This window comes from Devosia sp. LjRoot3 (genome assembly GCF_964252865.1).
In the GTDB taxonomy this organism is placed as follows: Bacteria; Pseudomonadota; Alphaproteobacteria; order Rhizobiales; family Devosiaceae; genus Devosia.
In genome coordinates, this window is record NZ_CAXUPK020000003.1 from 607968 (window position 1) to 632924 (window position 24957).

The window sequence follows — 24957 nt, forward strand, 5'->3', positions numbered from 1 at the left end:
CTACGCCTCCACAATCCGGCTCGAGCGCGGCAGGCCCATCACCTGGCCACCGGCCACCAGCAGCAGGTCCACGCCCCGCGGAAACAGCTCGCGGTTGTCGCTCCACTGCGCGACGAAATTCCCCGGCAATCCCACCGGGCCGATCTCCTGCGTCTCGCGAATCCCCGGCCCGCGCAGCACCAGCTTTGCGCCGCCGTTCAACTCCGGCACTTCCGCAATGATGGTCGTCGAGCGATCGGGATATTCTTGGCTTCCAAGTTTGCAGCGCGCCAATTCCGGCATCGCATCGCCGAGCGCCACGAACGCGAAATTCGCCTTGGCCGGATCGTCGACCACGGTCGCGCCGGTATGAAACCCGACAAAACCCTTCACCGCGTCCACGTCTAGCGCCGGCGACAACCATATGGTCGTGTCGTGGTCGCTCAACGTTAGCAGTGTGCTAGCCAATTCACGTCCAAGTGCACCCGAACCGTCACTCGAACCCGCCAGTTTTTGCTGCGTTCCAGGGTTCGCCAGCGCATCCAGAACAGCCCGGAAAGCCGCCTGCGCATCGACAACCGGATCGGCAAAACCAGCGCCAAAATCATGGGAAAGCATCAGTTGTCCCCTCTCACCATGGTGAAAAAATCGACCCGCGTCGCCGCCGTTTCCTCGGCCCGCACGTCATCGCGCTCGGCGCCAAGTGCTTCCAGCGGCGCAATAATTTCCGCGTCCACCCTGGCCACATCGCGCTGCCGCACGGCATCGATCACCGCAATGGCTTCAGCCTTGTCGAGGTCGCGCCCCAAACAATACCCGTGCCCAACTTCCCCGGTTACAATCCGCACACTAGCCCGGCTCACCGTCGCCTCGCCCAGATTGAACGGCGCCCCGCCGCCACCGGCCCGACCGCGCACCATGACCAATCCGGTCTCTGGTCCGCGAATACGCTGATGCGCTGGTTGTTCGCCAAAAGCGGCCCAGCGCTCGGCCAACGCCTTGGACGGTGCCGATGCCAGAACATCCAGCGCCCGCTTTCTTGCGCGTTGCTCGGCAGAAATCTCTGTCGTCATGCTTGCCTCGATTTGTCTAATAAACTAGACAACTAGTCCAACTAGTTCCGCTCTACGCTTCCCGTGTGAAAGTGCAATGACAAAATCGCATTCAGCCGCAGGTGGTGTCGCGCTCTGGCGCCAGATCGCCGACGCCATCCGCCTCGACATCGTCGGCGGCAAGCTCGCCAATGGCGATCGCCTGCCGACGGAAGCCCTTCTGGCAGAACGCTTTTCCGCCAATCGCCACACGGTACGCCGGGCCCTGGCGGTGCTTGCCGAAGAAGGCGTCGTCCTCGCCGAACAAGGCCGCGGCACCTTCGTGCGCTCCATCCGACGATTGAGCTATCCCATCGGCAAGCGCACACGTTTCCGCGAAGGCCTCAAGGGCCAGGCGGGCTCCCTGATCTCAGTCAGCATCTCAGACAAAATCGAAAACGCCACCGCTCGGGTCGCGGAAGCACTGGGCCTGAAACCCGGCGCCAAGGTCGTTCGCACGGAAAGCATGTCGGTTGCCGATGGCGTGCCGATCTCCCGCTCCACCACTTGGCTACCCTATCGCCGCTTCCCCGATTTCGCGGCACGGATCAAGGAGATGCAGTCGACCACAATGGTCTTCCAAAGCTATGATATTTCAGACTATTCCCGCGCCTCGACCCGCATTTCTGCGCGCCACGTCGACGTGGAGGAAACCCGCTCCCTCAACCTCGCCCCCGGCGCAATCGTGTTGGTCTCGGAAGCCGTGGACGTCGATCCCGACGGCGAAGCGCTTTCCTACGCCCTCACCCGTTTCCCGGCCGAACGCATGGAACTCGTGGTTTAAGTATTTGCCGGCAAACGCAAAAGGTCTCGCAGCAGCGACACAAACTGCTCGCCCGCCAAATCGAGCGCACCGGAATTATCAATCCGCACCGTGCTCGCCGGCAGCCTGACGCCAACGCTGCGATCCATCCGCCGTCGGATTTCCTCGGCATCTTCCCGGCCACGCCCGGCCAACCGCGTCGCGATCACCTGCGGGTCCGCCGTCACCTCAACGACAACCGCCGTCGGATAGCGCGTCACAAGCTGCGGAATGACCGCACGGGACAAGTTGGCAATCACCACCCGCCCCTCCTGCAGATCGTCTTCGAGTTCCACCGGCAGCCCATAGCGCAGGCCATGCGCCGGCCAGCTCAGGGCAAAGCGCCCTTCCGTCTCCGCCGCCATAAACTGGTCCAGCGTCATCGTATCGTGGTCTTCGCTACCGCCATCGGCATCCCGCGTCACCACGCGCCGCACGATCACGACATCGCCGGCCAGCCGCTCGCGCGCATAGGCCATAACACTGTCCTTGCCGGCACCGCTGGAGCCGACCACGGCGACGAAAGTGCCGGTCATATCACCCGCCGCCCTTCGCGCCACACGGTCTGGACGATTGGAATGCCCTCTTCGATCCGCAGATGCACAAGGTCCGCCCGCTTGCCCACAGCGATCTCGCCGCGATCATCAAGCCCCGCCGCCTCGGCCGGGCACTTCGTCACAAAACTGATCGCCTCCGGCAAACTTATCCCCGGTACCTCGTCAACAAGGCAGAATGTCGACTGCAGCATCGAGAAGGGAATGTAGTCCGAAGACAGAATATCAAGGAGCCCCGCCGCTGCCAGATCGCGCGCCGAAACATTGCCGGAATGCGACCCGCCGCGCACCACATTGGGTCCGCCCATCAGGATCGCCATGCCCGCATCGCGCGACGCCTTGGCTGCTTCCAGCGTCGTCGGGAATTCGGCAATGCGGATGCCAAGCTCGACGGCCTCATCCACATGCGCCGAAGTCGCATCGTCATGGCTCGCCAGCGCAATGTTGCGCTCGGCACTCAGCGCCGCCAGCGCCTTGCGGTGCTTGTCGGAATAAGTGTCTGATTCAGAAGACCTTCTGGCGATGAACTCGGCCAGCGCAGCATCGCTCATCTTGAGCTTGCCCTGATAATAGACCTTATAGGCATCCGGGCTGGCAAACTGTCGCTGCCCCGGCGCATGGTCCATCAACGAAGCCAACCGCACCAGCGGGTGGTCCATGATCTTCTCAAAACTGTCGAGACAATCCGGCGCCGAAACCTCGCAACGCAGGTGAATCAGGTGGTCGGCCCGCAGCCGCCCGGCATTGACGCCAGCCGTGATCGCATCGGCCAGAATCCGCAACTCATCCATGCCCATATCGGCATGCTCATCGATGCCAACGCGAATGGCGTCGAACACCGTCGTAATCCCCGAAGCCGCAATCTGCGCATCATGCGCCTGCACGGCGGCGACCGGGTGCCAGCGCACCTTCGGCCGCGGCGCATAGTGCGTCTCAAGGTGGTCGGTGTGCAGCTCGACCAGCCCCGGAATCAGGTAGTCGCCGTTCAGATCCGTGCCGCGCTTGGCCGTAGTTCCGATGTCGGTAATGACACCACCAGAAATTTCCACGGCGCCTTCAAGCACTTGGTCGGCCAGCACGATGCGGGCATTGGTCAGGACGGTCGAGTCGAGGGCTTGCATGGTCGTTTCAGCGCGTTCGAATGAGAAAGGTCGGTGCGATAGCCCGACAATGTGACAGGGCGACGACAGGCCGCTACAGTCTCAGAGCGAACCGAGGCCCGCAAGATAGCGCGTCGCCGCTGCACCGGAGATTTCTCCCACCAGCGCCCGCGCCAGCGTATCGCCCACGGTCACCCCCAGCTTGAACCCATGCCCCGAACAGGCGCTGACCACCCAGCCAGCTCCGCCGATCGGCTCGACCAGAAACCGCTCGTCATCCGTCACCGTGTAGTAGCAGACCTTGCGCTCAAGGATTTTGTAGTCCGCCGCATCGCGAAATGCCCGGTTCAGCGCCGCCAGCACCGGCTTCACATCAGCCTCGCTGGCAATGCGATCATCGCTGCCATGCCCAAGCCGGGTAAACACATGGTCGCCAATCTTGAGTCGCGTCCCCTCCCGCGGCGGCAGGACATAGGCGCCATAATCTGCCCCCATATCGACCACCACCGGCGCCGCCGCCCAAGCGGCCGCGTATTGGGTCGGCGGCTCGAGATAGAGCACCAATTGCCGCGACGGCACCGCCACCTGCGCATGGGCAGGCAATAGATCACCAATCCACGCCCCCGCCGCGACGACAACCACATCGGCGCCAAACGCCTGCCCATCGACCGTGACTATCCCCGCCTCGGCATCAACCGAAGTCACCCGGCTGTTGGGCCTGAGATCAGCACCATTCTCCTCCAGCCACCGCGCCAGATCCTCAACGATCCGCCGTGCAAACAGTATCCCCGCCCCTTCCGCCTCAAAAGCAGAGTGCACGCCGTCCAGATTGACGAAAGGCAGCCGCGCCTCAAGTTCTCCAAGGGAAACCGAGCGATGAGCAATCCCCAAGCCGTCCAACTCCTGTGCCGTTGGCGCGTAGTAGTCCTCATCCGTCCGCGACACATAGACCGCGCCCGTCGGCAGGTAGTGGCTGCGCCCGAGATCGCGCCAAAGCTGCTCATAAAGCGCAAAGGTCGGCACCATCAGCGCGCCATAGCCATCGAGCCCGGCATAGGTGTGCCGCGTAATGCGATGTTCGTCGAAGGAAGAAGAGACTGGATTGGGAATCGGCCCCTGATCGAAAACCGTCACGTCCACACCACGCCGCCGCAGCGCCCAGGCCAGCGAAAGCCCACCAATGCCGGCGCCAACGATCGATACTTTCATTCCATCTCCTTGCCGCCGCGTCGTCGCAAAAGACTCAGCGGCCATTGCTTTGCTCGCACATTTGCCGAAAGAAGCACATTCTTTCTCGCCGCCTCCCGGCGACAGAACCCAGCCTGCGCCACCCCTCTGCCAAGGGAAAAAGCCTTGCCATTATGGGCTTGATCGGCCAACACACCATTTATCTATCAATTTTGTAGACTTAACATGTGGCTCTGTTTTCCGCGAGGAGCCATTCATGTCCTATCGCCTCAGCCTGCTCGACAAGAGCCCGATCGCAAAAGGCGAATCCGCCACGACCGCCCTGCGCCGCACCATCGCTTTCGCGCAGCGCGCCGAGGCTCTTGGCTATGAGCGCTTCTGGGTCGCGGAACACCACAACACGCCCGAGCTCGCCAGTTCCTCCCCTGAAATCCTGATCGCCGCGCTGGCTTCGGCAACCAAAACCATCCGCGTCGGCTCCGGCGGCGTCATGCTGCAGCACTACAGCCCCTACAAGGTCGCGGAAAACTTCAACCTCCTCGAAAACCTCGCCCCCGGCCGCATTGATGTCGGCATCGGCAAAGCTCCGGGCGGGCTCCCCCTCTCCACCCGTGCCCTGCAAGTCGGCCGCAGCGCGGAAAGCCGGCCCGACTTCGCGGCCCAATTGCGCGAACTCGACGCCTATCTCGGCGTCGGCAAAGACACCCGCACCGAGGGCTTGGCCGCTACGCCCGCCCCCACCGCCGAAGGCCAAAAATTCCTCCTCGGCGCATCGGTCGAAAGCGCCACCCTCGCAGCCGAGCTCGGCTGGCATTTCGTATTCGCCCGGCATCTCAATGGCGACGACGTCGCCCTCGCTTCAGCCATTTCCACCTATCGCGATCTCGCCCACCGCACGCCCATCGTTGCACTGGCGGCAATCGTCTCCGCAGATGGCGACAAGGCCCGCGAAACCGCCGAAGCCTTCACGCCCTATCGCGTCACCATTCCCGGGGGCCAGAGCGTCACCGTGGGCAGCGAGGCCCAGGCCGCCGAATATGCCCGCCAGGCCGGCGTCACCGACTACACGGTCGAAAAGCGCAAGGCCAATGTCCTCGCCGGCACGGGTCACGACATCATCGCTGCCACCGATGCCCTCGCCCGCCAATACGGCATCGAGGAATTCATCCTCGACCTCGCCAATCCCGGCGACAGCCGCCTCGACGCCATCGAGCTGATCGCGTCTGCGCGCCAGACCACGCCCACCGCCCTTTCCGCCTGATCCCTGGAGATCCAAATGACTCAGAACCGCATTCCCTTCGGCCTGATGCTGCACGGCCCCGGCGGACACATGAACGCCTGGAAGCACCCGAGCGGCCCCGCCGACGCCTCCGTCAATTTCCAGTTCCTGCTCGACCAGACCCTCAAGGCCGAAGCCGCAGGCATTGCCTTCGCCTTCGTCGCCGATGGCCTCTACATTAACGAGCAGTCCATCCCGCATTTCCTCAACCGCTTCGAACCGATCGCCCTGCTTTCGGCCTTGGCCGCCACCACCAGCAAGATCGGCCTCGTCGGCACGCTCTCGACGTCATACAGCGACCCCTTCACCGTCGCCCGCCAGTTCGGCTCCATTGATCTCCTGAGCAATGGCCGCGCCGGCTGGAATGCCGTAACCTCGCCGCTCGAAGGCTCCGCCCGCAACTACGGCCGCGCCCAGCACCCCGACCATGCCCTGCGCTACGAAATTGCCGCCGAGCACATCGATATCGTCAAGGGCCTATGGGATTCCTGGGACGACGATGCCTTCACCCGCGACCGCGCCACCGGCCAATTCGCCGACTTCGAAAAGCTGCATCGCCTCAACTACAAAGGCAAATTCCACTCCACCGAAGGCCCGCTCAATATCCAGCGCTCGCCCCAGGGTCAGACCGTGCTGTTCCAGGCCGGAGGCTCCCCGGCTGGCATCGAACTCGCCGGCCGCCACGCTGATGCGGTCTTCGCCAATTCCACCAATATCGAGGAAAACCGCACCCTCACCCAAAAGCTCAAGCAAAGCGCCGTCGCCCATGGCCGCGGCGCCGATGCGATCAAGGTGCTGCCCGGCATCGGCGTCATCGTCGGCTCGACCGAAGAAGAGGTCGAGCGCAAATACCAGGAGATCGCGGGCCTCGTGAACGTCAAGGAAGCGCTGAACTATCTCGGCCGCTTCTTCGATCACCACGATTTCAGCCAATACGATCTCGACGCGCCCTTTCCCGAACTGGGCGATATCGGCCGCAACAATTTCCAGTCCGGTACCGATCGCATCAAGTCGCGCGCTAGGGAACGCGGCCAGACCCTGCGCGAAGTCGCACTAGAACAGACGACGCCGCGCAGCGATTTCCAGGGCACGCCCGAACAGATCGCCGACAAGATCATCGAATGGGTCGACGCCGGCGCCGCCGATGGCTTTGTCCTCGGCTTCCCCGTTTCCGCCCAGGGCTGGAAGGACTTTGACGAACACGTCCTGCCCATTCTCGAAAAGCGGGGTCGCCACAGCCGTGAGCAGATCGGCTCGACGCTGCGCGATCACCTTAGCCTGCCCTTCCGCGAAAGCCGCTATGCGCTGGCAGAAGAAAAGGCCGCCGGCTGATGGGCTTTGCGGCGCCCCTAAAACCCGAAACGTCGGAGGATTTCAAGGCCCTCCGGCGCTTCCTCCATACGCGCCCCGAGCTCGCCTATGCCGAGCACGAGACCAGCGCCCTCGTCGCCAACTACCTCCGCGATTGGGGTTTTGAGGTCGAAACCGGCATCGGCGGCACAGGCGTTGTCGGTTCGCTCACCGTCGGCCCCGGTGAAAAAACCATCGGCATCCGCGCCGACATGGACGCCCTTCCCATCGAGGAAGTCACTGGCCTCGACTACGCCAGCCAAAGCCCCGGCAAGATGCACGCCTGCGGTCACGATGGTCACACCACCATCCTCCTCGCCACCGCACAGAAGCTGGCAGCGACTCGCAATTTCTCCGGCACAGTCCGCCTAGTCTTCCAGCCCGCCGAAGAAATCGGCGGCGGCGCCCGTACCATGATCAATGACGGCCTCTTCGAGCGTTTTCCCGTCGACGCCATCTTCGGCCTGCACAATTGGCCCGGCATTCCCGCCGGCCAGTTCGCCTTCCTTGAAGGCCCGGCCATGGCCTCGGTCGACATGGCAATCATCCGCATCCAGGGCAAAGGTGGCCACGGCGCCAAGCCACACCTGTCCATCGACCCCGTCGTCATCGCTGCGAGCCTCATCCTCGCCCTGCAGACGGTCGTGTCGCGTAACGTCGATCCCTTGCAGGCCGCCGTCGTCACCGTCGGCTCCATCCACGGCGGCAGCCTTCCCAATGTCATCCCCGACAGCGTCGAACTGCAACTGACCGTCCGCTCCTTCGACGAAACGGTGCGCCAGTCTATTCGCGAGCGCATCACCGCCTTGGTCCACGCCCACGTCGCCTCCTACGGCGCCACGGCGGACCTCCGCTACCCCACCGGCTACCCCGTCCTCGTCAACGACGCGACGCAGACCGATTTCGCCCGCGAGGTCGCAAAGCGCCACTTCGGCGCCGACCGCCTGGACCCAAGCCTGCGCCCCATCACCGCCAGCGAAGATTTTGCCTTCATGCTCGAAAAGCGCCCGGGCAGCTATCTCTTCCTCGGCAATGGCGACAGCGCCGACCTCCATAGCCCTCGCTACGATTTCAACGACGCTATCATCCCCGACGCGGCCCGCTATTGGGTGCACCTCGTCGAGGACTTTCTTTCCGGCAACACCTTTGCTGAGGCCACGCCATGACCGACCGCTTCTTCTACACTCTCCCCACCGATCCCGTCGCCCTGCCGCTCGTCGAACAGCTCACCGACGAGTACCAGACCCGCTATGGCAACTATTTCGAGGAAGGCGGCGCCGTTCAGGAAATGAACCGCTACCCCGCCGAGCGTTTTGCTGCGCCCGATGGTGCCTTCGTTCTCCTGCTACGCAATGAGCGCCCAATCGCGGGTGGCGCCTTCATGCGCTATGACGAAACCACCGCGGAGTTCAAGCGCGTCTGGACCGACAAGGATTTCCGCCGCCAGGGCCTCGCCAAGCGCGTCCTCATCGAGCTCGAAGAGCAAGCCATCCGCCAAGGCTATGAGCGCGTCTATCTCACCACCGGCTTTCGCCAGCCCGAGGCCCGCGGCCTCTATCTCACCACCGGCTATTCCGCGCTCTTCGATCTCGAAGCCAATCCCGAAGACATCCAGATCCTCGCTTTCGAGAAGGCGCTACCCGCTTCAGCCGGCGTTCTCGCCGCCCGGAATAGCGATGCGCAAGTGGCGCTGGCGCAGGGCAAATAGTTCCTGCGCCCGCCCAAAGTGAGCATGCCCAACACTTCTTCAGGCGACAGGCTCAAACTAATATCCACTAAATCGATAGACAATAGGTGAAGCAATGGCATCGGTAACGGATATCGGCTCGGAAGCCCCGGCACGCCCGGCCACGCGCGATCTGCATCAGCTGCGCATCGTTCCCGCAAAACACCCCTGGCGCATCGCCGGCAGTCTCCTTGCCGCCTTCGTCATCGCCATCTCGCTCCATTCCATTCTCACCAATGAGCGTTGGGGTTGGGCAGTCTTCGCCGAGTATTTCTTCTCCGAGCCCGTCCTTGCCGGCCTTGGCCGCACCCTGCTTCTTACAGGCATCTCCGCCGTCATCGGCTTCCTCCTCGGTGGCCTCCTCGCCTTCGCCCGCGTCTCGAAGTCGCCGCTGCTATCAGGCCTCTCCTGGGGCTATATCTGGCTCCTGCGCTCCATCCCGCTGATCGTGCTGCTGCTGGTGCTCAACAATCTCGGCTACCTCTACGCCAGCATCAATCTCGGCGTTCCGTTCACCGACATCCTCTGGGCCCAGTTCGATACCGTCCAGACGCTGAGCCCCTTCACCGTCGCCATCATCGGCCTCAGCCTCAACCAGGCTGCCTTCTCCTCCGAGATCATTCGCGGCGGCATCCTCTCCGTCGATCTGGGCCAGCACGAAGCTGCAGCAGCCCTTGGCCTCAGCCGCTGGCGCCAGGCGGTCCACATCGTGCTGCCGCAGGCGATGCGCGCCATCTTGCCCTCGGGTTTCAACGAGATCATCGGCCTCGCCAAGGCGACCTCCATCGTCTACGTGCTCGCCCTCCCCGAGCTCTTCTACACCGTGCAGGTCATCTACCGCCGCAATCTGGAAGTCATTCCGCTGCTGATGGTGGCGACCGTCTGGTACCTCATCATCATGGTCGTGCTCTCGACCGTCCAATACTTCATCGAGCAGTATTACTCCCGCGGCGCCCGTCGCGAAGCCCTGCCCCCGCTGGTCGACAAGCTCTTCCGTCTGATCAGCCGCAACGCGCCCCAGCCGCAGGCCGCTGTACCCACCTCCACCATCGCCGACCGCAAGCCGATCGCCGGCTTCGAAACCGGCCGTATTGGCGGCGAAGTCGAAATCCACGGCGTCAACAAGTCCTTCGGCGACCTGCAGGTTCTCGACAGCGTCAACCTCACCGTCGCATCAGGCGAAGTGGTCGCCATCATCGGCCCCTCCGGCGCCGGCAAGTCCACCCTTCTTCGCACCATAAATCACCTTGAGCGCGTCGATACCGGCATCGTCGCGATCGACAGCGAACTCATCGGCTACGAACGCCGCGGCGACGCCCTCCATGAGTTGAAAGAGCCCGCCATTCGCCGCCGCCGCGCCAGCGTCGGCATGGTGTTCCAGAACTTCAATCTCTTCCCCCACCTGACCGCCCTCGAAAACGTCATCGAGGCTCCCGTCTCCGTCGCCGGCCTGCCGCGCGAGGAAGCAATTGCTCAGGCCCGCGATCTCCTCGCCCGCGTCGGTCTTGCCGATAAGGCCGATGCCTATCCGCGCCATCTCTCTGGCGGCCAGCAGCAGCGCGTCGCCATCGCACGCGCCCTCGCGCTCCGGCCCAAAGTCCTGCTCTTCGACGAACCCACCTCGGCCCTCGACCCCGAACTCGTCGGCGAAGTTCTCGACGTTATCAAGGAACTCGCCAAGTCCGGCACGACGCTGGTGATCGTCACCCACGAAATCGGCTTTGCCCGCGAAGTGGCTGACCGCATCGTCTTCATGGAGAGCGGCAAGATCCTCGAAATCGCGCCGCCCGAGCGCCTCTTCAGCACTCCGTCGCATTCCCGAACCGCAGAGTTCCTCGCCAAGGTCCTCTAGCCCTTAAGAAACCCGCGCCCTCCTCCCTCTTTCCATGCCGGTCAGCGGCAGGATGGCGCACGTCCAAACGAATGGATTTGACATGACCACCCGCAAGACTTTCCTCATGGCCGGCACGGCCCTCCTCCTCAGCGCCATCCTCGCCCCGGCGACCTTCGCCCAGACAAGCCTGAGCCTCGATCCCAACCCGACCGATCGCCTCCACGCCGAAAAGAACGACGCAGCCGCGGCACTCCTCCCGGCAGATCACAAATGGGCCAAGGACGGCGTCATCAGCATCGCCGTCGCACCTTGGGCCCCGCCCATCGCCACCTATGCCACAGACGCCACCACCGTCGTCGGCTTCGATCCCGATGTCGCCCGCCTCGTCGGCGAAGTGCTTGACGTACCGGTCGAGATCGTCCCCGTCGCCTGGGCCGATTGGCCGCTCGGCCTCGCTTCCGGGAAATATGACGCGGTCATTTCCAATGTCGGCGTCACCGAGGAGCGCAAGGAAAAGTTCGATTTTTCGACCTATCGCCTTGGCCTCCATGGCTTCTACGTCAAGGCTGATAGCCCAATCACCGCAATCACTGAGCCCAAGGATATTGCGGGCCTAAAAGTTATCACCGGTTCGGGCACCATCCAGGAAAAGATCATCCTGCAGTGGGACGAACTCAACAAGCAGGCCGGCCTCGCCCCCGTCGAAATCCAATACTACGACGATGACGCCGCTGCGGGCCTCGCCCTCGCCTCGGGCCGCGCCGATACCAATTTCAATCCCAATTCCACCCAGGCCTATCACGCCGCCCAGACCGGCGAGACCAAGCTCGTCGGCACCGTGAGCTCCGGCTGGCCGCTCCCGGCCGAAGTCGGGATCACCACGGTCAAAGGCTCGGGCCTCGCCGAACCCTTCACCGCCGCCATCAACGACCTGATCGAAACCGGCCTCTACGCCCAGCTTCTTGAACAGTGGAACCTCGGCGCCGAAGGCATCGACGTGGCCAAGACCAATCCCCCAGGCCTGCCGAAGCCCTGAGCCCCTCCCTCCGTCGTCACCACCGGGCTTGTCCCGGTGGTCCATGCCTCGACGGGATGGATTGCCCGGACAGGCCTGATGACGACGACGGATAGTTTGGGATCGCTCGGCCCAACAACGAGCGGTCTCTAGCGCGGGCGGTGTTCTCACTCCTCCCCTGTCCCGCCCGCGCCCCTCTTTTCCGGACCATGCCAATGACCCAGCACATCAAAGAGATCGGCTTTCTCACTCCCGGCAATTTCGACAATGCCGCCCCCTTTGCCGGCATCGACGAAACGCTCGACCTCATCGCCTTCGGTGAAAAGCTTGGCTTTGACGGCGCCTGGGTCCGCCAGCGTCATCTTGAACCGGGCATCGGCTCCGCCGCTGTCTTCCTTGCTGCCGCCAGCCAACGCACCAGTCGCATTCAGCTTGGCTCCGCCGTCATCCAGATCGGCTATGAAAGCCCCTTCCGCCTAGCCGAAGACCTCTCCATGGTCGATGTGCTCTCGCGCGGTCGCCTCAATGTCGGCCTCAGCGCTGGTGTGCCGCCCCATAGCCATCTCATCGCCCACTTGATCCACGATGGCGACTGGAAGCAGCACGACCTCAGCCACGAACGCATCAAGCATTTTCGCGACAATCTCAGCGGCGCCTATCTCGGCGACGACGAAACCTTCGTCCAGACGCCCTTCGGCCCCCAGCGCCCGCGCCTCCAGCCCCACGCCGAGGGACTGGCAAACCGCCTCTGGTATGGCGGCGGCTCGCAGCGCTCCGCCCGCTGGGCCGGCGAGAACGGCTTCAATCTCCTCACCGGCAATGTCATTTCCGGCGAAGGCACCGACGACTTCCACACCGCCCAGGTCAATCTCATCAACACCTGGCGCGAAGCCCTCAATGGCCGCCCCGCCCGCGTCGCCCTCGGCCGCGTCATCGTCCCCACGGACTCCGCGCCCCCCTCGCGCATCGCCCGCTACGAAGCCTATGCCGCCTCACGCCTCGAACGCACTTTTAAGCCACAGGGCGAGCGCCGCACCCTTTTCCCGCGCGACCTCGTCGGCCCCGCCGAACAGATCGTCGAATGGCTGCTCGATGACCCGGTCCTGCCCCTCGTCTCCGAACTGCGCCTCGAACTCCCCTACGAGTTCAAGCGCGCGGAATACGAACAAATCCTCACCGACACCATCACCCGCATCGCCCCTGCCCTCGGCTGGCAAGCGAAAGCAGCGCCGCCACTCGCGGCCGAATGAACTTCGCTCCAGCGCCCGCGCGACGCTGGAGACACCTCCCTAGCGCATCCCTCAGGACAAGGAAGACGACATGACACTCAAATCCCTCCTCACCGGCGTTGCCCTTCTGGCCCTCGCCAGCGCGGCCCATTCCGCCGAGTTCGACCTCAGCCCCGAACAGCCCGGCCGCCTCAAGGCAGAGCCGAACCAGGCCGCCATCGCCGCCATCCCGGCCGACTACAAGTTCGCGGCCGATGGCAAATTCACCGTCGCCGTCTCCCCCTGGGATCCGCCGATCGCCACCTACGCCACCGATAATCAGGCGCTGGTCGGGTTCGACCCGGATCTCGCCTCGCTGGTCGCCGACTCGCTTGGTCTCGAACTCAATCTGGTGGCCACCGCCTGGGCCGATTGGCCGCTGGGCGTCAGCTCGGGCAAGTTTGACGCAGTGTTTTCCAACGTCACCGTCACCGAAGAGCGTAAGGAAAAGTTCGATTTCTCGAGCTACCGCCAGGACGTTCTGGGCTTCTATGTCCGCAATGACAGCCCCATCCAGTCGATCACCGAACCCAAGGACATTGCGGGTCTGAAGGTCATCACCGGCGCCGGCACCAATCAGGAAAAGATCATCCTCGAATGGGATCGCCTGAACAAGGAAGCCGGACTCGCCCCCATCGAAGTCCAGTACTACGACGACTCCGCCGCCAGCACCCTCGCCATCCAGTCCGGCCGCGCTGACGTCGAGTTCAACCCCAACCCGACCCTCTCCTATTCCTCCGCCGTTACGGGCGACACCCGCCTCGTCGGCGTGCAGAGCGGCGGCTGGCCGGTGAAGGCCGAAATCGCCGCCACCACCCGCAAGGGCGCAGGCATTGCCGACGCCATCACCATCGCCATCAACGGCCTCATCGAGAACGGTCTCTACGCCCAGAGCCTCGAACGCTGGAACATCGCCGCCGAAGCCGTCGAAACCTCGCAGACCAATCCGCCCGGCCTGCCCAAAACCTGATTTCTTCCAACAACCACCTTCCCCACTGGGCCGGCTCACACATGTGCGCCGGTCTTTTTTTGTGAGGGACACAGCGCAGCTGGTGAGGATTTGCCACGACGCGGCTACCCACCAGCTGTCACCCCGGCGCAGGCCCGGGCCCATCTCCAAATCTTAGGATGGGTCCCAGCCTGCGCCGGGATGAAAACCGGGGGCGGGCCGATCTACGGGGGCTCAAAACAACAAAAAGCCCCGACGCCATCAGCGCCGGGGCTTTCGATGCAAAAGGGCCAAAAACCTCAGCTCTGGAACGGATCCAGCGTCGGCAACAGCTGCTGGTATTGTCCCCGCCAATAAAGCAGCGGCTGCAGGTCCGTCGACAGCTCAACCGAGCGCACTCGTCCCAAGACAATCGCGTGCGAATGCCGCTCGATGGCCTCGTCCAGCTCGCAATCGATCACCGCCACCGCACTCTTGAGCCCGAGATTGCCACTGTCGAGCCGGTTCCATTCCCAGCCCACATAGCGATCATTACCCCTGATCCCACCACGACCAGCAAACCGGTCCGCAATCGCCGATTGCCCATCGGTCAGAATATTCACCGCAAACGACCCCGCATCACGCAGCGCCTGCCAGGACGACGAGGACTTGTTAAGGCTCACAAGAATGGTCGGCGGCTCAGCCGAAAACGAGGACACCGACGTGGCGGTAAAGCCCGTCCGATTTTCCCCCGTACCCACGGTGATCACGCTCACCGCACCTGCAAGGTTGCGCATAGCCTGCTTGAAGGCAGATGCATCGACAGCATCCGCAGCCTGCCGAACCGGCGCATAAGTTGCAAAATCGACAATCGACACCGTCAGTTCTCCTATCCCGCGCCAATGCAAGGACGCAAAGCCTGGAGAAAGACTAGCCCCGGTCGCCGAAACGCGGGAGGGCGCGAGGGAGCACAGTTTCCCGTCGTACGCAGCCCGAGAGGAATTTATATCCACTAATTCTATAGACTAATAACTTTCAGCGGCAGACGCTAGTTGGCCACGAACATTGCCGTGATGATCGCCTCCGCGACGACCCTGTCGCCGACCTTGGCAACCCCGCGATATCGGCCAATCTGCCGCCGCCTCTGTTCCTTCTGCAAATGGAAATGCAGCACGTCGCCCGGATGCGCCGGGCTCCTGAACCTGGCCTGATCGACGCCGAGCAGAAGCATTGAATTTACGTGCTCGCCGTCCGCCTGGCCGCGCAGGGCGATGGCGCCCGCCACCTGGGCGATTGCCTCGACGATAAGGACACCGGGGAAAATAGGCTGATCGGGAAAATGCCCCTGCGCCCAGGGCTCGTTGATCGAAACGCATTTGACGCCGATCGCGCTGTCGTCGCCGTCGATCGAAACGATCTTGTCCAGCATGAGCATGGGAAAGCGGTGTGGCATGACTTTGAGCAGGTCACCGATTTCCATAGCGCTCAACTCGACCATCTCAACAAGCTCCTCAAATCCAACACACATTCGAATCACGGCCACCAATAAAGGGAGCCGTCGCATACCGCTTGCAGCATTGTGAGGCAGAGCCAAGGCAGAAAACGGACTTTGCACGTCCCGCGGCAAAGTCCTGGAGCAAGACAGCATTCCGCACAGATCAGGCGAGGCGCGTCCCCGTCTGCTGGTCGAAAAGCGTGACACGATCGGGGTCTGCCTCAATCCCGATGGGAGCGCCCACCTCGGCGGCAAGACGATCATGCACCACAACCACGATCGGCTGGCCGCTCACTTCTACCTGCAAATGCGTCTCCGACCCCGTCGGTTCGATATTCAGGACCGAAGCGCCAATGCCACCCTCGACCACGCGAATATGCTCAGGCCTGATCCCGACCTGCACCGCACGCCCGACATAGGCCCGCGCCTTCTCGCCGAGCGGCCAGAGCGTGCCGCTCACATCGCGCAGCACCAGCCGCCCGCCCTCCTCGACCACCGTCCCATCGACAAAATTCATCGACGGCGAGCCAATAAACCCACCGACAAAGCTATTGGCCGGATTGTCATAAATCTCGAGCGGCGAGCCGATCTGCTCGATGCGCCCGGCCCGCATGACCACGATCCGGTCAGCCATGGTCATGGCCTCCATCTGATCATGCGTCACATAGATCATCGTCGCCTTGAGCCGGGAATGCAGCGCCTTGATTTCCCCGCGCATCTGCACACGCAGCTTGGCATCGAGGTTCGACAGCGGCTCATCGAACAGGAACACCGCCGGATGCCGCACGATGGCGCGCCCCATGGCCACACGCTGCCGCTGGCCGCCCGAGAGCTGTCGCGGATAACGATCGAGCAACGGCTCCAGCGCCAGGATCTCCGCGGCGCGCCGCACCTCGTTCTCGATCTCCTGCTTGCTCTTGCGAGAAAGCTTCAGCGAAAACGCCATATTGTCCCGCACCGTCATGTGCGGATAGAGCGCGTAGCTCTGGAACACCATGGCGATATCGCGTTCCTTCGGCTCCAACTCGTTGACCACGCGACCGCCGATATCGATCTCGCCATCGGTGATGCTTTCGAGCCCCGCAATCATGCGCAGCAGCGTAGACTTGCCGCAACCCGAGGGCCCGACCAGCACGACGAACTCCCCGTCCCGCGCCGCCACGGAAACCCCGTGCAGCACCTGCATGGGACCATAGGCTTTCACCGCATTGCGAATGGTAACACTGGCCATCTCGGCCTCCTTTTATCGGCCGCCCATGCCCGCATTGAGGGCGATGGAATTGTAGATGAGTTTTTGCAGCAGGATGGCGAGGAACACGCCCGGCAACATGGAAAGCGCCGCGCCCGCCATGATGAAATTCCACTGCGTACCCTGTTGCGTCTGGAAATAGGTCAGACCCACTGGCAGCGTCGCATTGTCGGTTCCCGTCATCACGATCAGCGGCCAGAGGAAATTGTTCCACTGCGCGATGAAGGTGAAGAGCGAGAGCAATCCGATGGCCGGCATGGACAGCGGCACGATAATGCTGACGAGGATACGCAGCCGCGAAGCCCCATCGATCCGTGCCGCCTCTTCCAGCTCCATCGGAATGGAGAGGAAAAACTGCCGCATCAAAAAGGCCCCAAAAGTCCCGAAAGCCACCGGCAGGATGACACCCTGGAAGGTGTTGACCATGCCGAGGCTGTTGACGATCAGAAACAGCGGAATGATCAGCATGATCGCCGGCACCATCAGCGTGCCCAGATACGCCATCAGCAGCGCATCGCGCCCCGGAAATTTGAGCCGTGCAAAGGCATAGCCCGAAAGGCACGACACGATCACGGTGATGATCGTCACGCTCACCGAGACAAACATGCTGTTGAAGAAGAACCGCCCGAACGGCAGCTGCGTCCAGGCCTTGGCGAAATTATCCCATTCGAACACATGCGGCAGGATGCGCACCGGATAGGCCATGACCTCGGCATTGCTGCGCACCGCATTGGTCACCATCCAGAAGAACGGGAACAGAAACAGCAGCGCGACGATAAGCAGACCGCCATGGTTGAGAATGTCGAGCGCCAGGGAAAGCCGCGTACGGGACTTAGTTGTCATAGTGCACCCACTTGCGCTGGAGCCAGAACTGCACGGCGGTGAGGGCCATGATCATGGCAAACATCACCCAGGCGATGGTCGAGGCATAACCCATCTGGAAATTCTGGAAGCCACGCTGATAGATCGCATAGCCCAGGGTTGCCGTGGCATTGCCCGGCCCGCCGCGCGTCATCACGTAGATCTGGTCGAAAACCTGCAGCGAGGTGATCGCCGTCATCACCGTGCCGAAAAACAGCGTCGGCGAAATCAGCGGCAACCGGATCTTCCAGAACCGCTGCCAGGCATTGGCGCCATCGATCCGCGCCGCCTCGAGATAGCTCTGCGGCACCATGTCGAGCGCGGCATTGAACAACACCGTATTGTACCCGACGCCTGCCCAGAGCGAGACGATAATGATCGCCTGCATGGCCAGGGTCTGGTCGGTCAGCATGCTCGGCATCTCAACCGAAATCGAGCGCATGATGAAGTCGAAGAACCCGCCCGGCGCAAAAATCAGCATCCAGACGATGGCGACAGCGATGCCGGGGGTGAAGGTCGGGAGGAAAAAGACCACCCGGAACCATCGCTGTCCCATCTTGAGGCTGGATATCCAAACTGCCAGCCCCAATGAGATGACGATGTTCAGCACCAGATATTCGGCGGTGAAGAACAGCGTGTTTCGAAGCACCGGCCAGAATTGCGGGTCGGCGGTAAAAAGTCGGACATAGTTGGAAATGCCCACGAATTGCGGCGTGCCGAGCAGCTTCCAGTTGGTAAAGCTCAGCACCACCGAGGCGATGATCGGCACCACCAGAAACAGCACCATGCCGATAAGGCCTGGCAGCAGGAAGAAGAAGGCGGTCCGCCCTTCCCGCCGATCCAGCCGGCTGCCCCAGCGCGAACGCTTCTGGCTACCGGTTACCTCGGTCACATCATTGATCGCCGTCATGGGCTCCTCCCTATCCAGCGTAAGAATGGACCCGGCCGGTCCCGTCGACCAGCCGGGTTTCGGCGCTTAGAAGGGAAGCTGGTTCTGGATGTCGCCCAGCACCGCGTCCGTCGTCGAGTCGCCGTTGAGGGCGAGCGGCATGTACTGGGTGATCAGGTTTTCGAACTCGTTCCAGTATTCGTTGAGGCGGAACGGTGTCGAATGGGCAAACATATAGTCGAGCACTTCATGAGTGCCGGCCACATCCTTGGCCGCAACGTCATACCAGAACTTCTGCTCGGCAAGACGACCCGGCAGAGCACGGCCGGCCGAAGCCAGGATTTCCGCAGCCTTGGGACCGGTCAGGATCTGCAGCGCCTTGTAGGCCTCTTCCTTGTGCTGGCTCGTAGCCGAAATACCCCAGCCCGAGCCGGCGGTAATGAAGCGCGATTCACCTTCCCCGCGCGGCAGCGGAGCCACGCCGATATTGAAGTCGACGCTGTCCTTGGTCTGCTGCAGCACCCACGGTCCGTCGATATACATGGCCGCACCACCTGCCGCGAAACGGCCGCTGCCGGTGATGGCGCCGGCGCCCGAAGCAAAGACCGGCGAGGTCTTGTCGACGGCGACGAGGTCAACGAACTTGCCGACCGCAGCGGCATAGCCGGCATTGGTCACGTCAAACTGGTTGCTGTCGTTGAAATATTCGGCACCAAGCGCGACCGGGCCGGCGACAAAGTCGAAGGCCTGCACGGCATAGCCATAGTTCTCGCCTTCGGTAAGCTTCTGGGCCGCAGCCTTGAAGTCATCAAAGGTCCAGTCGAGCGCGGGTTCGGCAACGCCAGCTTCCGCAAACCGGTCGCGGTTGTAGTAGACCATCCACGGGCCGACGTCATAGGGCAGCGCATATTGCGTGCCGTCATGGCCGAGGCCGGCAATGATCGAGCTTTCGAACACCGAAGTGTCGAACCCATCGCTCTCGAAATGCGCATCGAGCGGTTCGAGAATGGAATAGAAGCTCGGCATGCGCATGGACTGCATGGCCACGAGGTCGCCGATCTGGCCGGACGAAGCCAGCACCGGCAGGCGGGTCCAGTAGTCGGTCCAGCCCGAAATCTGGGCCGTCACGGTGATGTTGGGATATTCTTCGGTCACGAGGTCAGCCAGGCTCTTCCAGAGCGCGGCATCCTTTTCGTCGCCCCACATCTGCCAGGTCAGGTTCACCTGCTCCTGGGCTTGCGCGGTGGCGATGAAGGCACTGCTTGCGAGAAACGCAGCAGCCAGAACGGTGGTCAGTTTCACGGTAGTCTCTCCTCAGTAACTACAGGTTGATCGGCAAATTCGGTCGTTCCGGAGTTCTTGGGCTCCGGCTGGTCGGGCAGCCCTTTCAGGCCGCAAGCAACACCTCCAGGTCATGGACCATGGTGATGAATTCGGCGCGCTGCCGCCGCCAGGCATCGGCATCGCCGCCCAGCTCCAGCATCTGTGTCATGCGCGGGATGAAGTCCGGCGGCAGGTGCTTGAGCTCTGCCGCCATCGGCAGGTTCCAGCCATCGCCGGGGTAGTAGACGCGGTTGAAGGCGAAAACGACCTGCAGGATCGCATTGGCGAGCTTCCCGCTGAGCCCGACGAGAAACACCAGGTCCCGCCGCTCCACCTTGCTTTCGTAGTGATAGTCCTGCGCCCAATAAGCGAGAATTTCGCGATACTGGCGCAACACAGCCGCCCGCAGCGCCTCGGGGTAGCACACCAGTTGCGCCTTCCAGCCGGCCAGCACGCCGTCGGGATCGGAAACGATCTGCTGGTTCGCAAGATCGGTCGGCAGATGGTAGCCCCAGATCGTCCACTCAAAGCTCTTGTCGACCGGCGCACCATCGATCCAGGCGGCGAGATCGCGGTGCACCCCCGCATAGGAACGCATCCAGACCCCATCCATGCGAAAGCCCTTCTCTTCCCAATGGCGCATGGTTTCTTCAAACCGGCGCCACTGCGGCGTGCTTTCGACATCCGGCCCGCGATAGGCATCGGCATAGACCCGGAAGTCATAGTCCGACTGCGCATCCGCCCGCCCCTTGCCGCGCGATCCGGCAAGGGCGACTGCGCCCCTGCCGTTCTCGGCCAGGTCCGCGATGAGCGGCGCCATCGCGGCAATGAGCTCGGCTTCCTGGTTCATGGTGCTAACCGGTCTTCTGGTCTGAACCCCGCTCAATCCTTGAGGAACAGTTCGACGACGGGCGAAACCACGTCCGGCTTCAGCACCGGCAGTTCCAGGGTAAGAATGCCGTCGCCAACGGCCACACCGATATTGGAGTCGACCTCGGCATCGGGATCGAGCCAGTGGATCTCGCTCGCATCGTGCAGGAACTGCGCATACTTCACCTTGCGCCCCAGCCCTTCGATATGGACATGGCGGAACGGCCAGTTCTGCAGGTGCAGATAGAGACGATTGCCCTTCTGGGTGAACTTGGTGCCGTTCGGCGCCTTGAACTCCGAGGGACCGGCGCCATAGATCGAACGCGAATTGACGTCCATCCACTCGCCATAGCTCGCCAGCGCCTTGTTGGCACGCGCGTCGAACGTACCGCGCGCCGTCGGCCCGACATTCATCAAGAGGTTGCCACCCAGCGCCACGGTGTCGACGAGGATATTGATGAGCTGACCCTCATCCTTCCAGGTACCCTCGTCGCGGTGATAGCCCCAAGAGCCGGACAGCGTGTGGCACACTTCCCAGCGCACCGGCTGACCATTGATGGTCGGCGCCACACGCGGCGTATACTGTTCCGGCGTCGCCAGATCCTTGGGGAAATTGCCATCGGTCGGCAGGTCGAGACGATCGCCGACGATGATATTGGGCTGCAGCTTGCGCACGAGACCGATCAGCTCTTCGCTTTCCCAGTCATTGCGTCCCTTGCCCGGCATGCCGCGATGCTCGCGGTTGGGATAGGAGAAGTCGAACCAGATCACCGAGATTTCGCCGAACTGGGTGAGCAGTTCCGTCACCTGGTTGCGCATGTATTCGGCATAGTGCCGGACATCGCGCGTCTTGTTCATCTCCAGCGCATCGGCATGGTTGCGAAGCGGATGGATGCCGTCGATCGGAAACTGCGGGTGGTGCCAGTCGATGAGCGAATAATAGAAACCGACCTTGAGCCCTTCAGCCCGGAACGCTTCAACATAGGCCTTCAACAGGTCCTTGCCGTAAGGCGTATTGGTCGCCTTGTAGTCGGTGAACTTGCTGTCCCAGAGGCAGAAGCCTTCATGGTGCTTTGCGGTCAGCACCACATACTTCATCCCGGCCTCGCGCGCCCGGCGCGCCCATTCCTTGGGATCGTAGAGGTCGGGATCGAAATTCTCGAAATATTTCCGATAGTTCTCGGGAGAAATCTCCTCCCGGTGCTGCACCCATTCGTGCCGCGCGGCCAGCGCATAAAGCCCGAAATGGATGAACATGCCAAATCGGTCCTGGGGGAACCAAGCCTTGCCGTCCGCCGCGTCTACACCGCCGCTGGTAATAAGAGCGCTATCCAATCCATCCTCCTTACCGATCTATCGAACCGGTTCGATGACTATCCTTGAATCATGCAGCGCCGATGTCAACCCCTTCACGAAAACGGTCAAAGAAGTAACATTTTCGTTGCACACAGCCCCGCAAATGCTAGGTATCACAACAGTATCGTTAATGAAGAACGTGCCTCATACCCATCAATGAGGCATAGAAGCGGTTCGAGAAGGAGCCTGATGGCCACGATCCGGGATGTCGCCAAAATCGCCGAAGTGTCTGTTTCGACAGTCTCCCTGGCCTTCAGCAGTCCAGCCCGGGTCAGCGCCCGCACGCTGGAACGCATCCGCAACGCCGCCGCTGCGGTAGGCTATGTCGCAGACCCATTGGCGCAGAGCCTCGCCCGCGGCCGCAGCCGCATGATCGGCTTCGTCGTCGGCAATGTCGGCAACCCCTTCTTTGGCGACATCCGCCGCGAGCTCGAAAACTACGCGCTCGAGCACGAGCACTTCGTCCTCATCACCGACTCCTCGGGCAAGACCGATCGCGAGCGCGACCTCATCGAGCACCTGATCGGCCTCAAGATCGCAGGCCTCGCCCTCGCCCCCTCAAGCTTCGGCCCCGACTATGTGAAATTCGTGGAGTCGATCAAAGTCCCCATGGTCTGCTTCGACCAGAAAGTCGCCGGCATCGAGCGCGACTTCGTCGGCTCTGATAATTTCCTTGCTGGCGCCATGCTGACCGAGCACCTGCTGCAACTCGGCCACCGCCGCATCGCCTTCATCGCCGGTCCGCAGCACATGCACACCGCCTCGGAGCGCTATCGTGGCTTCGTCGAAACCATGGCCAGCGCAGGGGTGGAGGTGAACCCAAACTACGTCGTCGACGGTCAATTCACGCGCTCGGCGGGCTACGAAGCCGCAATGCGTCTCCTGATACAACCAGAACGGCCAACGGCGATACTCGGTGCTAACAATGCGGTAGCATTAGCGGCACTCCAAGCCATGCAAGAGCTAGGCTTTTCGTGCCCCGATGACATCTCCCTGGCCATGATCGACAACGTGCAATGGAGCAGCGTCATCACCCCGCGCATCACCATGGTGGTGCAGGATACGCTCCAGCTCGGCAACATCATCGCCCGCCGCCTGCTGCACCGCATCACCGACCCGGACGCATCGAACGAACCCCCGCAAGACTTTGTTCTTGCTCCGAAATTCGTCCCCGGAAACTCCTGCCGCCGTATCTAGTTCATCGCGTCGATAGCCTGGCGCTGCCTGAGCATCTCCAGGAAAATCCGATAATCCCGATCAAACTGCCCCCGCGCCGCCGCATTGGGCGCCCGCGACACCCCACCCTGCTGCATCGCCAGACAAGCCTGATCCAGACTCGAATAAATCCCCGCCGCATTCGCCGCCACCATCGCCATCCCCAGAAGGGTCGCATCCGGCGTCGAAGGCTCCACCACTGTGCAGCCGGTGGCGTCAGCGTAAAGCTCCATCAGCAAAGGATTTTTTGTATGTCCACCGGTAATGTGGAGCGTGTCGATCGCATAGCCGCGCGTGTTCAGCGTCTCCAGAATATGCCGGACACCGAGTGCGATCGAAACGCAGATCCGCCAATAGAGACGGCACAAAGAGTCAAAGTCGCTGTCGAGCGTCAGACCCGAAATGACGCCAAGCGCAAAGGGATCACCCAGCGGCGAGCGGTTGCCATGGAAATCTGGCAACACATGCAAGCGGTTAGCCAGCTCCGGGCCTTCGACCTTTCGCAACTCCACGACGCGCCGACAGATCGCCAGATGCTTCTCGCGCGTCGGCTCGCCCCCTGCCCCGTGCCAGCGGATGATATGGTCGAGCAGCGCGCCAGTCGCCGATTGGCCGCCTTCATTCAGCCAGACGCCCGGCAGAACGGCACCGAAATACGGTCCCCAGACGCCTGTCGTCGGGCGATCTTCGGCCGATAAAGCCATGACACAGCTCGATGTTCCGGCGATCAACGCCAGATGGCGGTCGATGGTATCGACGTCAGGCGCGAAGGCGCCAAGCACCCCAAGAGCGCCGGCATGGGCGTCGATGAGGCCGGCTCCGACATGGCAATTGGTGGTGAGGCCGAGCTGGGCGGCGGCAGTTTCCATTAGGGGGCCCAAGTCATCGCCGACTGGGCTCGCGACTTCGGGAAGTGCAGCCTTTTCAATGAGATCGTCGAGACCGACGAGCTGCAAAAAGTCCTGCTGCCAGCCTGGAGTGCGGTGGCCGAGATAGGTCCATTTGCAGGTCAGGGTCGACTGCGATCGCGCGAGCGAACCGGTAGCCTTCCAGGACAAAAAATCAGCAAGATCAAACATCTGGCCTGCGCGAGCCCAGCTCCTGGGCAGGTTGCGCTTGAGCCACATGAGCTTGGGCACTTCCATTTCCGGGGACATGACGCCGCCGGCATAATGGAGCACCTCGTGGCCCGTGCGCGTGCATTCATCGGCCTCTTCGAGGGCGCGATGATCGAGCCAAACTATTGTATCCCAACGATCTTCTCCGTCTTTCGAGACGGTGACCGGAGCGCCTTGCGCATCGCGAACGACGAGGGAACAGGTGGCGTCAAAGCCGATGCCGACGACATCGGCCGGGTCGGCCTTGGCTTCGGCCATGGCGGCGCGGACGGCGAGGCACACGGCGGACCAGATGTCTTCGCTGTCATGCTCGGCAAAGTTGGCGTCGGTGCGCCGCATGAGAATCGGATTTTCGTGGCGGCCCAATAGTTTGCCATCACGCGTGAATACGCCGGCCCGGGCACTGCCGGTTCCTACGTCCACTCCCACCAGGAGGTTTTGCGACACGCCGCCCTCTCTTCTCGGTC

At 62.4% G+C, this 24957-nt stretch carries 24 protein-coding genes; 10 read left to right on the forward strand and 14 right to left on the reverse strand.

Annotated elements, in window-relative coordinates:
• Positions 1-597 carry a phosphonate C-P lyase system protein PhnH gene (gene phnH, locus ACSQ2A_RS13985; protein WP_436072721.1) on the reverse strand — a complete coding sequence of 199 codons (597 nt, stop codon included), beginning with the start codon at positions 595-597 and terminating at the stop codon, positions 1-3.
• A complete protein-coding gene (gene phnG / locus ACSQ2A_RS13990) occupies positions 597-1052 on the reverse strand; it encodes a phosphonate C-P lyase system protein PhnG (RefSeq protein ID WP_436072722.1) in 456 nt (151 codons plus the stop codon). The genes phnH and phnG overlap by 1 nt, the downstream gene beginning before the upstream one ends.
• A 76-nt stretch (positions 1053-1128) precedes the next feature.
• Between phnG and phnF the strand changes: the two genes are divergently transcribed.
• On the forward strand, positions 1129-1854 hold the full coding sequence (gene phnF / locus ACSQ2A_RS13995; RefSeq protein WP_436072723.1) for a phosphonate metabolism transcriptional regulator PhnF: 726 nt from the start codon (positions 1129-1131) through the stop codon (positions 1852-1854).
• Here phnF and phnN read toward each other — a convergent pair.
• The 3 genes from phnN to ACSQ2A_RS14010 form a co-directional block, all read right to left on the reverse strand.
• On the reverse strand, positions 1851-2408 hold the full coding sequence (gene phnN, locus ACSQ2A_RS14000; protein WP_436072724.1) for a phosphonate metabolism protein/1,5-bisphosphokinase (PRPP-forming) PhnN: 558 nt from the start codon (positions 2406-2408) through the stop codon (positions 1851-1853). The two genes, phnF and phnN, sit on opposite strands and share 4 nt — an antisense overlap.
• Positions 2405-3547, reverse strand: a complete 1143-nt coding sequence (locus ACSQ2A_RS14005; protein WP_436072725.1) for an alpha-D-ribose 1-methylphosphonate 5-triphosphate diphosphatase — start codon at positions 3545-3547, stop codon at positions 2405-2407. The genes phnN and ACSQ2A_RS14005 overlap by 4 nt, the downstream gene beginning before the upstream one ends.
• An 81-nt stretch (positions 3548-3628) precedes the next feature.
• Complete coding sequence (locus ACSQ2A_RS14010) at positions 3629-4735, reverse strand: NAD(P)/FAD-dependent oxidoreductase (RefSeq protein WP_436072726.1); 1107 nt, start codon at positions 4733-4735, stop codon at positions 3629-3631.
• A gap of 235 nt (positions 4736-4970) precedes the next feature.
• Here ACSQ2A_RS14010 and ACSQ2A_RS14015 point away from each other — a divergent pair, with 235 nt between their 5' ends.
• The 8 genes from ACSQ2A_RS14015 (at position 4971) to ACSQ2A_RS14050 (ending at position 14156) form a co-directional block, all read left to right on the forward strand.
• Entirely contained in the window at positions 4971-5975 is a 1005-nt protein-coding gene (locus ACSQ2A_RS14015) for an MsnO8 family LLM class oxidoreductase (RefSeq protein WP_436072727.1), read from the forward strand.
• 15 nt (positions 5976-5990) lie between these two features.
• Positions 5991-7325, forward strand: coding sequence for an LLM class flavin-dependent oxidoreductase (locus ACSQ2A_RS14020; protein WP_436072728.1), 1335 nt, complete (start codon positions 5991-5993; stop codon positions 7323-7325).
• Positions 7325-8509 (forward strand): M20 aminoacylase family protein, encoded by a 1185-nt coding sequence (locus ACSQ2A_RS14025; RefSeq protein ID WP_436072729.1) that lies wholly within the window; start codon positions 7325-7327, stop codon positions 8507-8509. The genes ACSQ2A_RS14020 and ACSQ2A_RS14025 overlap by 1 nt, the downstream gene beginning before the upstream one ends.
• Positions 8506-9051 carry a GNAT family N-acetyltransferase gene (locus ACSQ2A_RS14030; protein WP_436072730.1) on the forward strand — a complete coding sequence of 182 codons (546 nt, stop codon included), beginning with the start codon at positions 8506-8508 and terminating at the stop codon, positions 9049-9051. Before ACSQ2A_RS14025 ends, ACSQ2A_RS14030 begins: the two co-directional genes overlap by 4 nt.
• Before the next feature lie 94 nt (positions 9052-9145).
• Positions 9146-10921, forward strand: coding sequence for an amino acid ABC transporter permease/ATP-binding protein (locus tag ACSQ2A_RS14035; protein WP_436072731.1), 1776 nt, complete (start codon positions 9146-9148; stop codon positions 10919-10921).
• 82 nt (positions 10922-11003) lie between these two features.
• Positions 11004-11939, forward strand: coding sequence for an ABC transporter substrate-binding protein (locus ACSQ2A_RS14040; protein ID WP_436072732.1), 936 nt, complete (start codon positions 11004-11006; stop codon positions 11937-11939).
• Between the two features lie 194 nt (positions 11940-12133).
• On the forward strand, positions 12134-13168 hold the full coding sequence (locus ACSQ2A_RS14045) for an LLM class flavin-dependent oxidoreductase (RefSeq protein WP_436072733.1): 1035 nt from the start codon (positions 12134-12136) through the stop codon (positions 13166-13168).
• A 70-nt stretch (positions 13169-13238) separates the two neighbouring features.
• Entirely contained in the window at positions 13239-14156 is a 918-nt protein-coding gene (locus tag ACSQ2A_RS14050) for an ABC transporter substrate-binding protein (RefSeq protein ID WP_436072734.1), read from the forward strand.
• A gap of 278 nt (positions 14157-14434) precedes the next feature.
• On the opposite strand, the gene ACSQ2A_RS14055 is transcribed toward ACSQ2A_RS14050, so the two are convergent.
• The 8 genes from ACSQ2A_RS14055 to ACSQ2A_RS14090 form a co-directional block, all read right to left on the reverse strand.
• Positions 14435-14992: a flavin reductase family protein gene (locus ACSQ2A_RS14055; protein WP_295414979.1), complete on the reverse strand. Its 558-nt coding sequence runs from the start codon at positions 14990-14992 to the stop codon at positions 14435-14437.
• A 170-nt stretch (positions 14993-15162) separates the two neighbouring features.
• Positions 15163-15678: a 3-hydroxyacyl-ACP dehydratase FabZ gene (gene fabZ, locus ACSQ2A_RS14060; protein ID WP_436072735.1), complete on the reverse strand. Its 516-nt coding sequence runs from the start codon at positions 15676-15678 to the stop codon at positions 15163-15165.
• Positions 15679-15772: 94 nt separating this feature from the next.
• Positions 15773-16840, reverse strand: a complete 1068-nt coding sequence (locus ACSQ2A_RS14065) for an ABC transporter ATP-binding protein (RefSeq protein WP_436072736.1) — start codon at positions 16838-16840, stop codon at positions 15773-15775.
• A gap of 12 nt (positions 16841-16852) precedes the next feature.
• The gene (locus ACSQ2A_RS14070; protein ID WP_295414982.1) at positions 16853-17701 is read right to left on the reverse strand and encodes a carbohydrate ABC transporter permease; all 849 of its coding nucleotides are present in this window, start codon (positions 17699-17701) and stop codon (positions 16853-16855) included.
• Complete coding sequence (locus tag ACSQ2A_RS14075) at positions 17691-18629, reverse strand: carbohydrate ABC transporter permease (protein WP_436072737.1); 939 nt, start codon at positions 18627-18629, stop codon at positions 17691-17693. The genes ACSQ2A_RS14070 and ACSQ2A_RS14075 overlap by 11 nt, the downstream gene beginning before the upstream one ends.
• 66 nt (positions 18630-18695) lie before the next feature.
• Positions 18696-19910 (reverse strand): ABC transporter substrate-binding protein, encoded by a 1215-nt coding sequence (locus ACSQ2A_RS14080; RefSeq protein WP_436072738.1) that lies wholly within the window; start codon positions 19908-19910, stop codon positions 18696-18698.
• Between the two features lie 85 nt (positions 19911-19995).
• Complete coding sequence (locus ACSQ2A_RS14085) at positions 19996-20781, reverse strand: DUF4037 domain-containing protein (RefSeq protein ID WP_436072739.1); 786 nt, start codon at positions 20779-20781, stop codon at positions 19996-19998.
• Positions 20782-20813: 32 nt separating this feature from the next.
• Entirely contained in the window at positions 20814-22136 is a 1323-nt protein-coding gene (locus ACSQ2A_RS14090) for an alpha-L-fucosidase (protein ID WP_436072740.1), read from the reverse strand.
• 210 nt (positions 22137-22346) lie between these two features.
• Between ACSQ2A_RS14090 and ACSQ2A_RS14095 the strand changes: the two genes are divergently transcribed.
• The gene (locus ACSQ2A_RS14095; RefSeq protein WP_436072741.1) at positions 22347-23354 is read left to right on the forward strand and encodes a LacI family DNA-binding transcriptional regulator; all 1008 of its coding nucleotides are present in this window, start codon (positions 22347-22349) and stop codon (positions 23352-23354) included.
• Here the strand turns inward: ACSQ2A_RS14095 and ACSQ2A_RS14100 are convergent.
• Positions 23351-24937: an FGGY-family carbohydrate kinase gene (locus ACSQ2A_RS14100; protein ID WP_436072742.1), complete on the reverse strand. Its 1587-nt coding sequence runs from the start codon at positions 24935-24937 to the stop codon at positions 23351-23353. The genes ACSQ2A_RS14095 and ACSQ2A_RS14100 overlap by 4 nt on opposite strands.
• Positions 24938-24957 lie beyond the last annotated feature (20 nt).

Coding starts and splice junctions, on each gene's coding strand:
- ACSQ2A_RS14085 (WP_436072739.1), bottom strand. CDS start 20,781: ATGAACCAGGAAGCCGAGCTCATTGCCGCGATGGCGCCGCTCATCGCG.
- ACSQ2A_RS14035 (WP_436072731.1), top strand. CDS start 9,146: ATGGCATCGGTAACGGATATCGGCTCGGAAGCCCCGGCACGCCCGGCC.
- ACSQ2A_RS14050 (WP_436072734.1), top strand. CDS start 13,239: ATGACACTCAAATCCCTCCTCACCGGCGTTGCCCTTCTGGCCCTCGCC.
- ACSQ2A_RS14065 (WP_436072736.1), bottom strand. CDS start 16,840: ATGGCCAGTGTTACCATTCGCAATGCGGTGAAAGCCTATGGTCCCATG.
- phnF (WP_436072723.1), top strand. CDS start 1,129: ATGACAAAATCGCATTCAGCCGCAGGTGGTGTCGCGCTCTGGCGCCAG.
- ACSQ2A_RS14075 (WP_436072737.1), bottom strand. CDS start 18,629: ATGACGGCGATCAATGATGTGACCGAGGTAACCGGTAGCCAGAAGCGT.
- ACSQ2A_RS14045 (WP_436072733.1), top strand. CDS start 12,134: ATGACCCAGCACATCAAAGAGATCGGCTTTCTCACTCCCGGCAATTTC.
- ACSQ2A_RS14005 (WP_436072725.1), bottom strand. CDS start 3,547: ATGCAAGCCCTCGACTCGACCGTCCTGACCAATGCCCGCATCGTGCTG.
- ACSQ2A_RS14095 (WP_436072741.1), top strand. CDS start 22,347: ATGGCCACGATCCGGGATGTCGCCAAAATCGCCGAAGTGTCTGTTTCG.
- ACSQ2A_RS14025 (WP_436072729.1), top strand. CDS start 7,325: ATGGGCTTTGCGGCGCCCCTAAAACCCGAAACGTCGGAGGATTTCAAG.
- phnN (WP_436072724.1), bottom strand. CDS start 2,408: ATGACCGGCACTTTCGTCGCCGTGGTCGGCTCCAGCGGTGCCGGCAAG.
- fabZ (WP_436072735.1), bottom strand. CDS start 15,678: ATGCGACGGCTCCCTTTATTGGTGGCCGTGATTCGAATGTGTGTTGGA.
- ACSQ2A_RS14010 (WP_436072726.1), bottom strand. CDS start 4,735: ATGAAAGTATCGATCGTTGGCGCCGGCATTGGTGGGCTTTCGCTGGCC.
- ACSQ2A_RS14070 (WP_295414982.1), bottom strand. CDS start 17,701: ATGACAACTAAGTCCCGTACGCGGCTTTCCCTGGCGCTCGACATTCTC.
- phnG (WP_436072722.1), bottom strand. CDS start 1,052: ATGACGACAGAGATTTCTGCCGAGCAACGCGCAAGAAAGCGGGCGCTG.
- phnH (WP_436072721.1), bottom strand. CDS start 597: ATGCTTTCCCATGATTTTGGCGCTGGTTTTGCCGATCCGGTTGTCGAT.
- ACSQ2A_RS14040 (WP_436072732.1), top strand. CDS start 11,004: ATGACCACCCGCAAGACTTTCCTCATGGCCGGCACGGCCCTCCTCCTC.
- ACSQ2A_RS14015 (WP_436072727.1), top strand. CDS start 4,971: ATGTCCTATCGCCTCAGCCTGCTCGACAAGAGCCCGATCGCAAAAGGC.
- ACSQ2A_RS14030 (WP_436072730.1), top strand. CDS start 8,506: ATGACCGACCGCTTCTTCTACACTCTCCCCACCGATCCCGTCGCCCTG.
- ACSQ2A_RS14020 (WP_436072728.1), top strand. CDS start 5,991: ATGACTCAGAACCGCATTCCCTTCGGCCTGATGCTGCACGGCCCCGGC.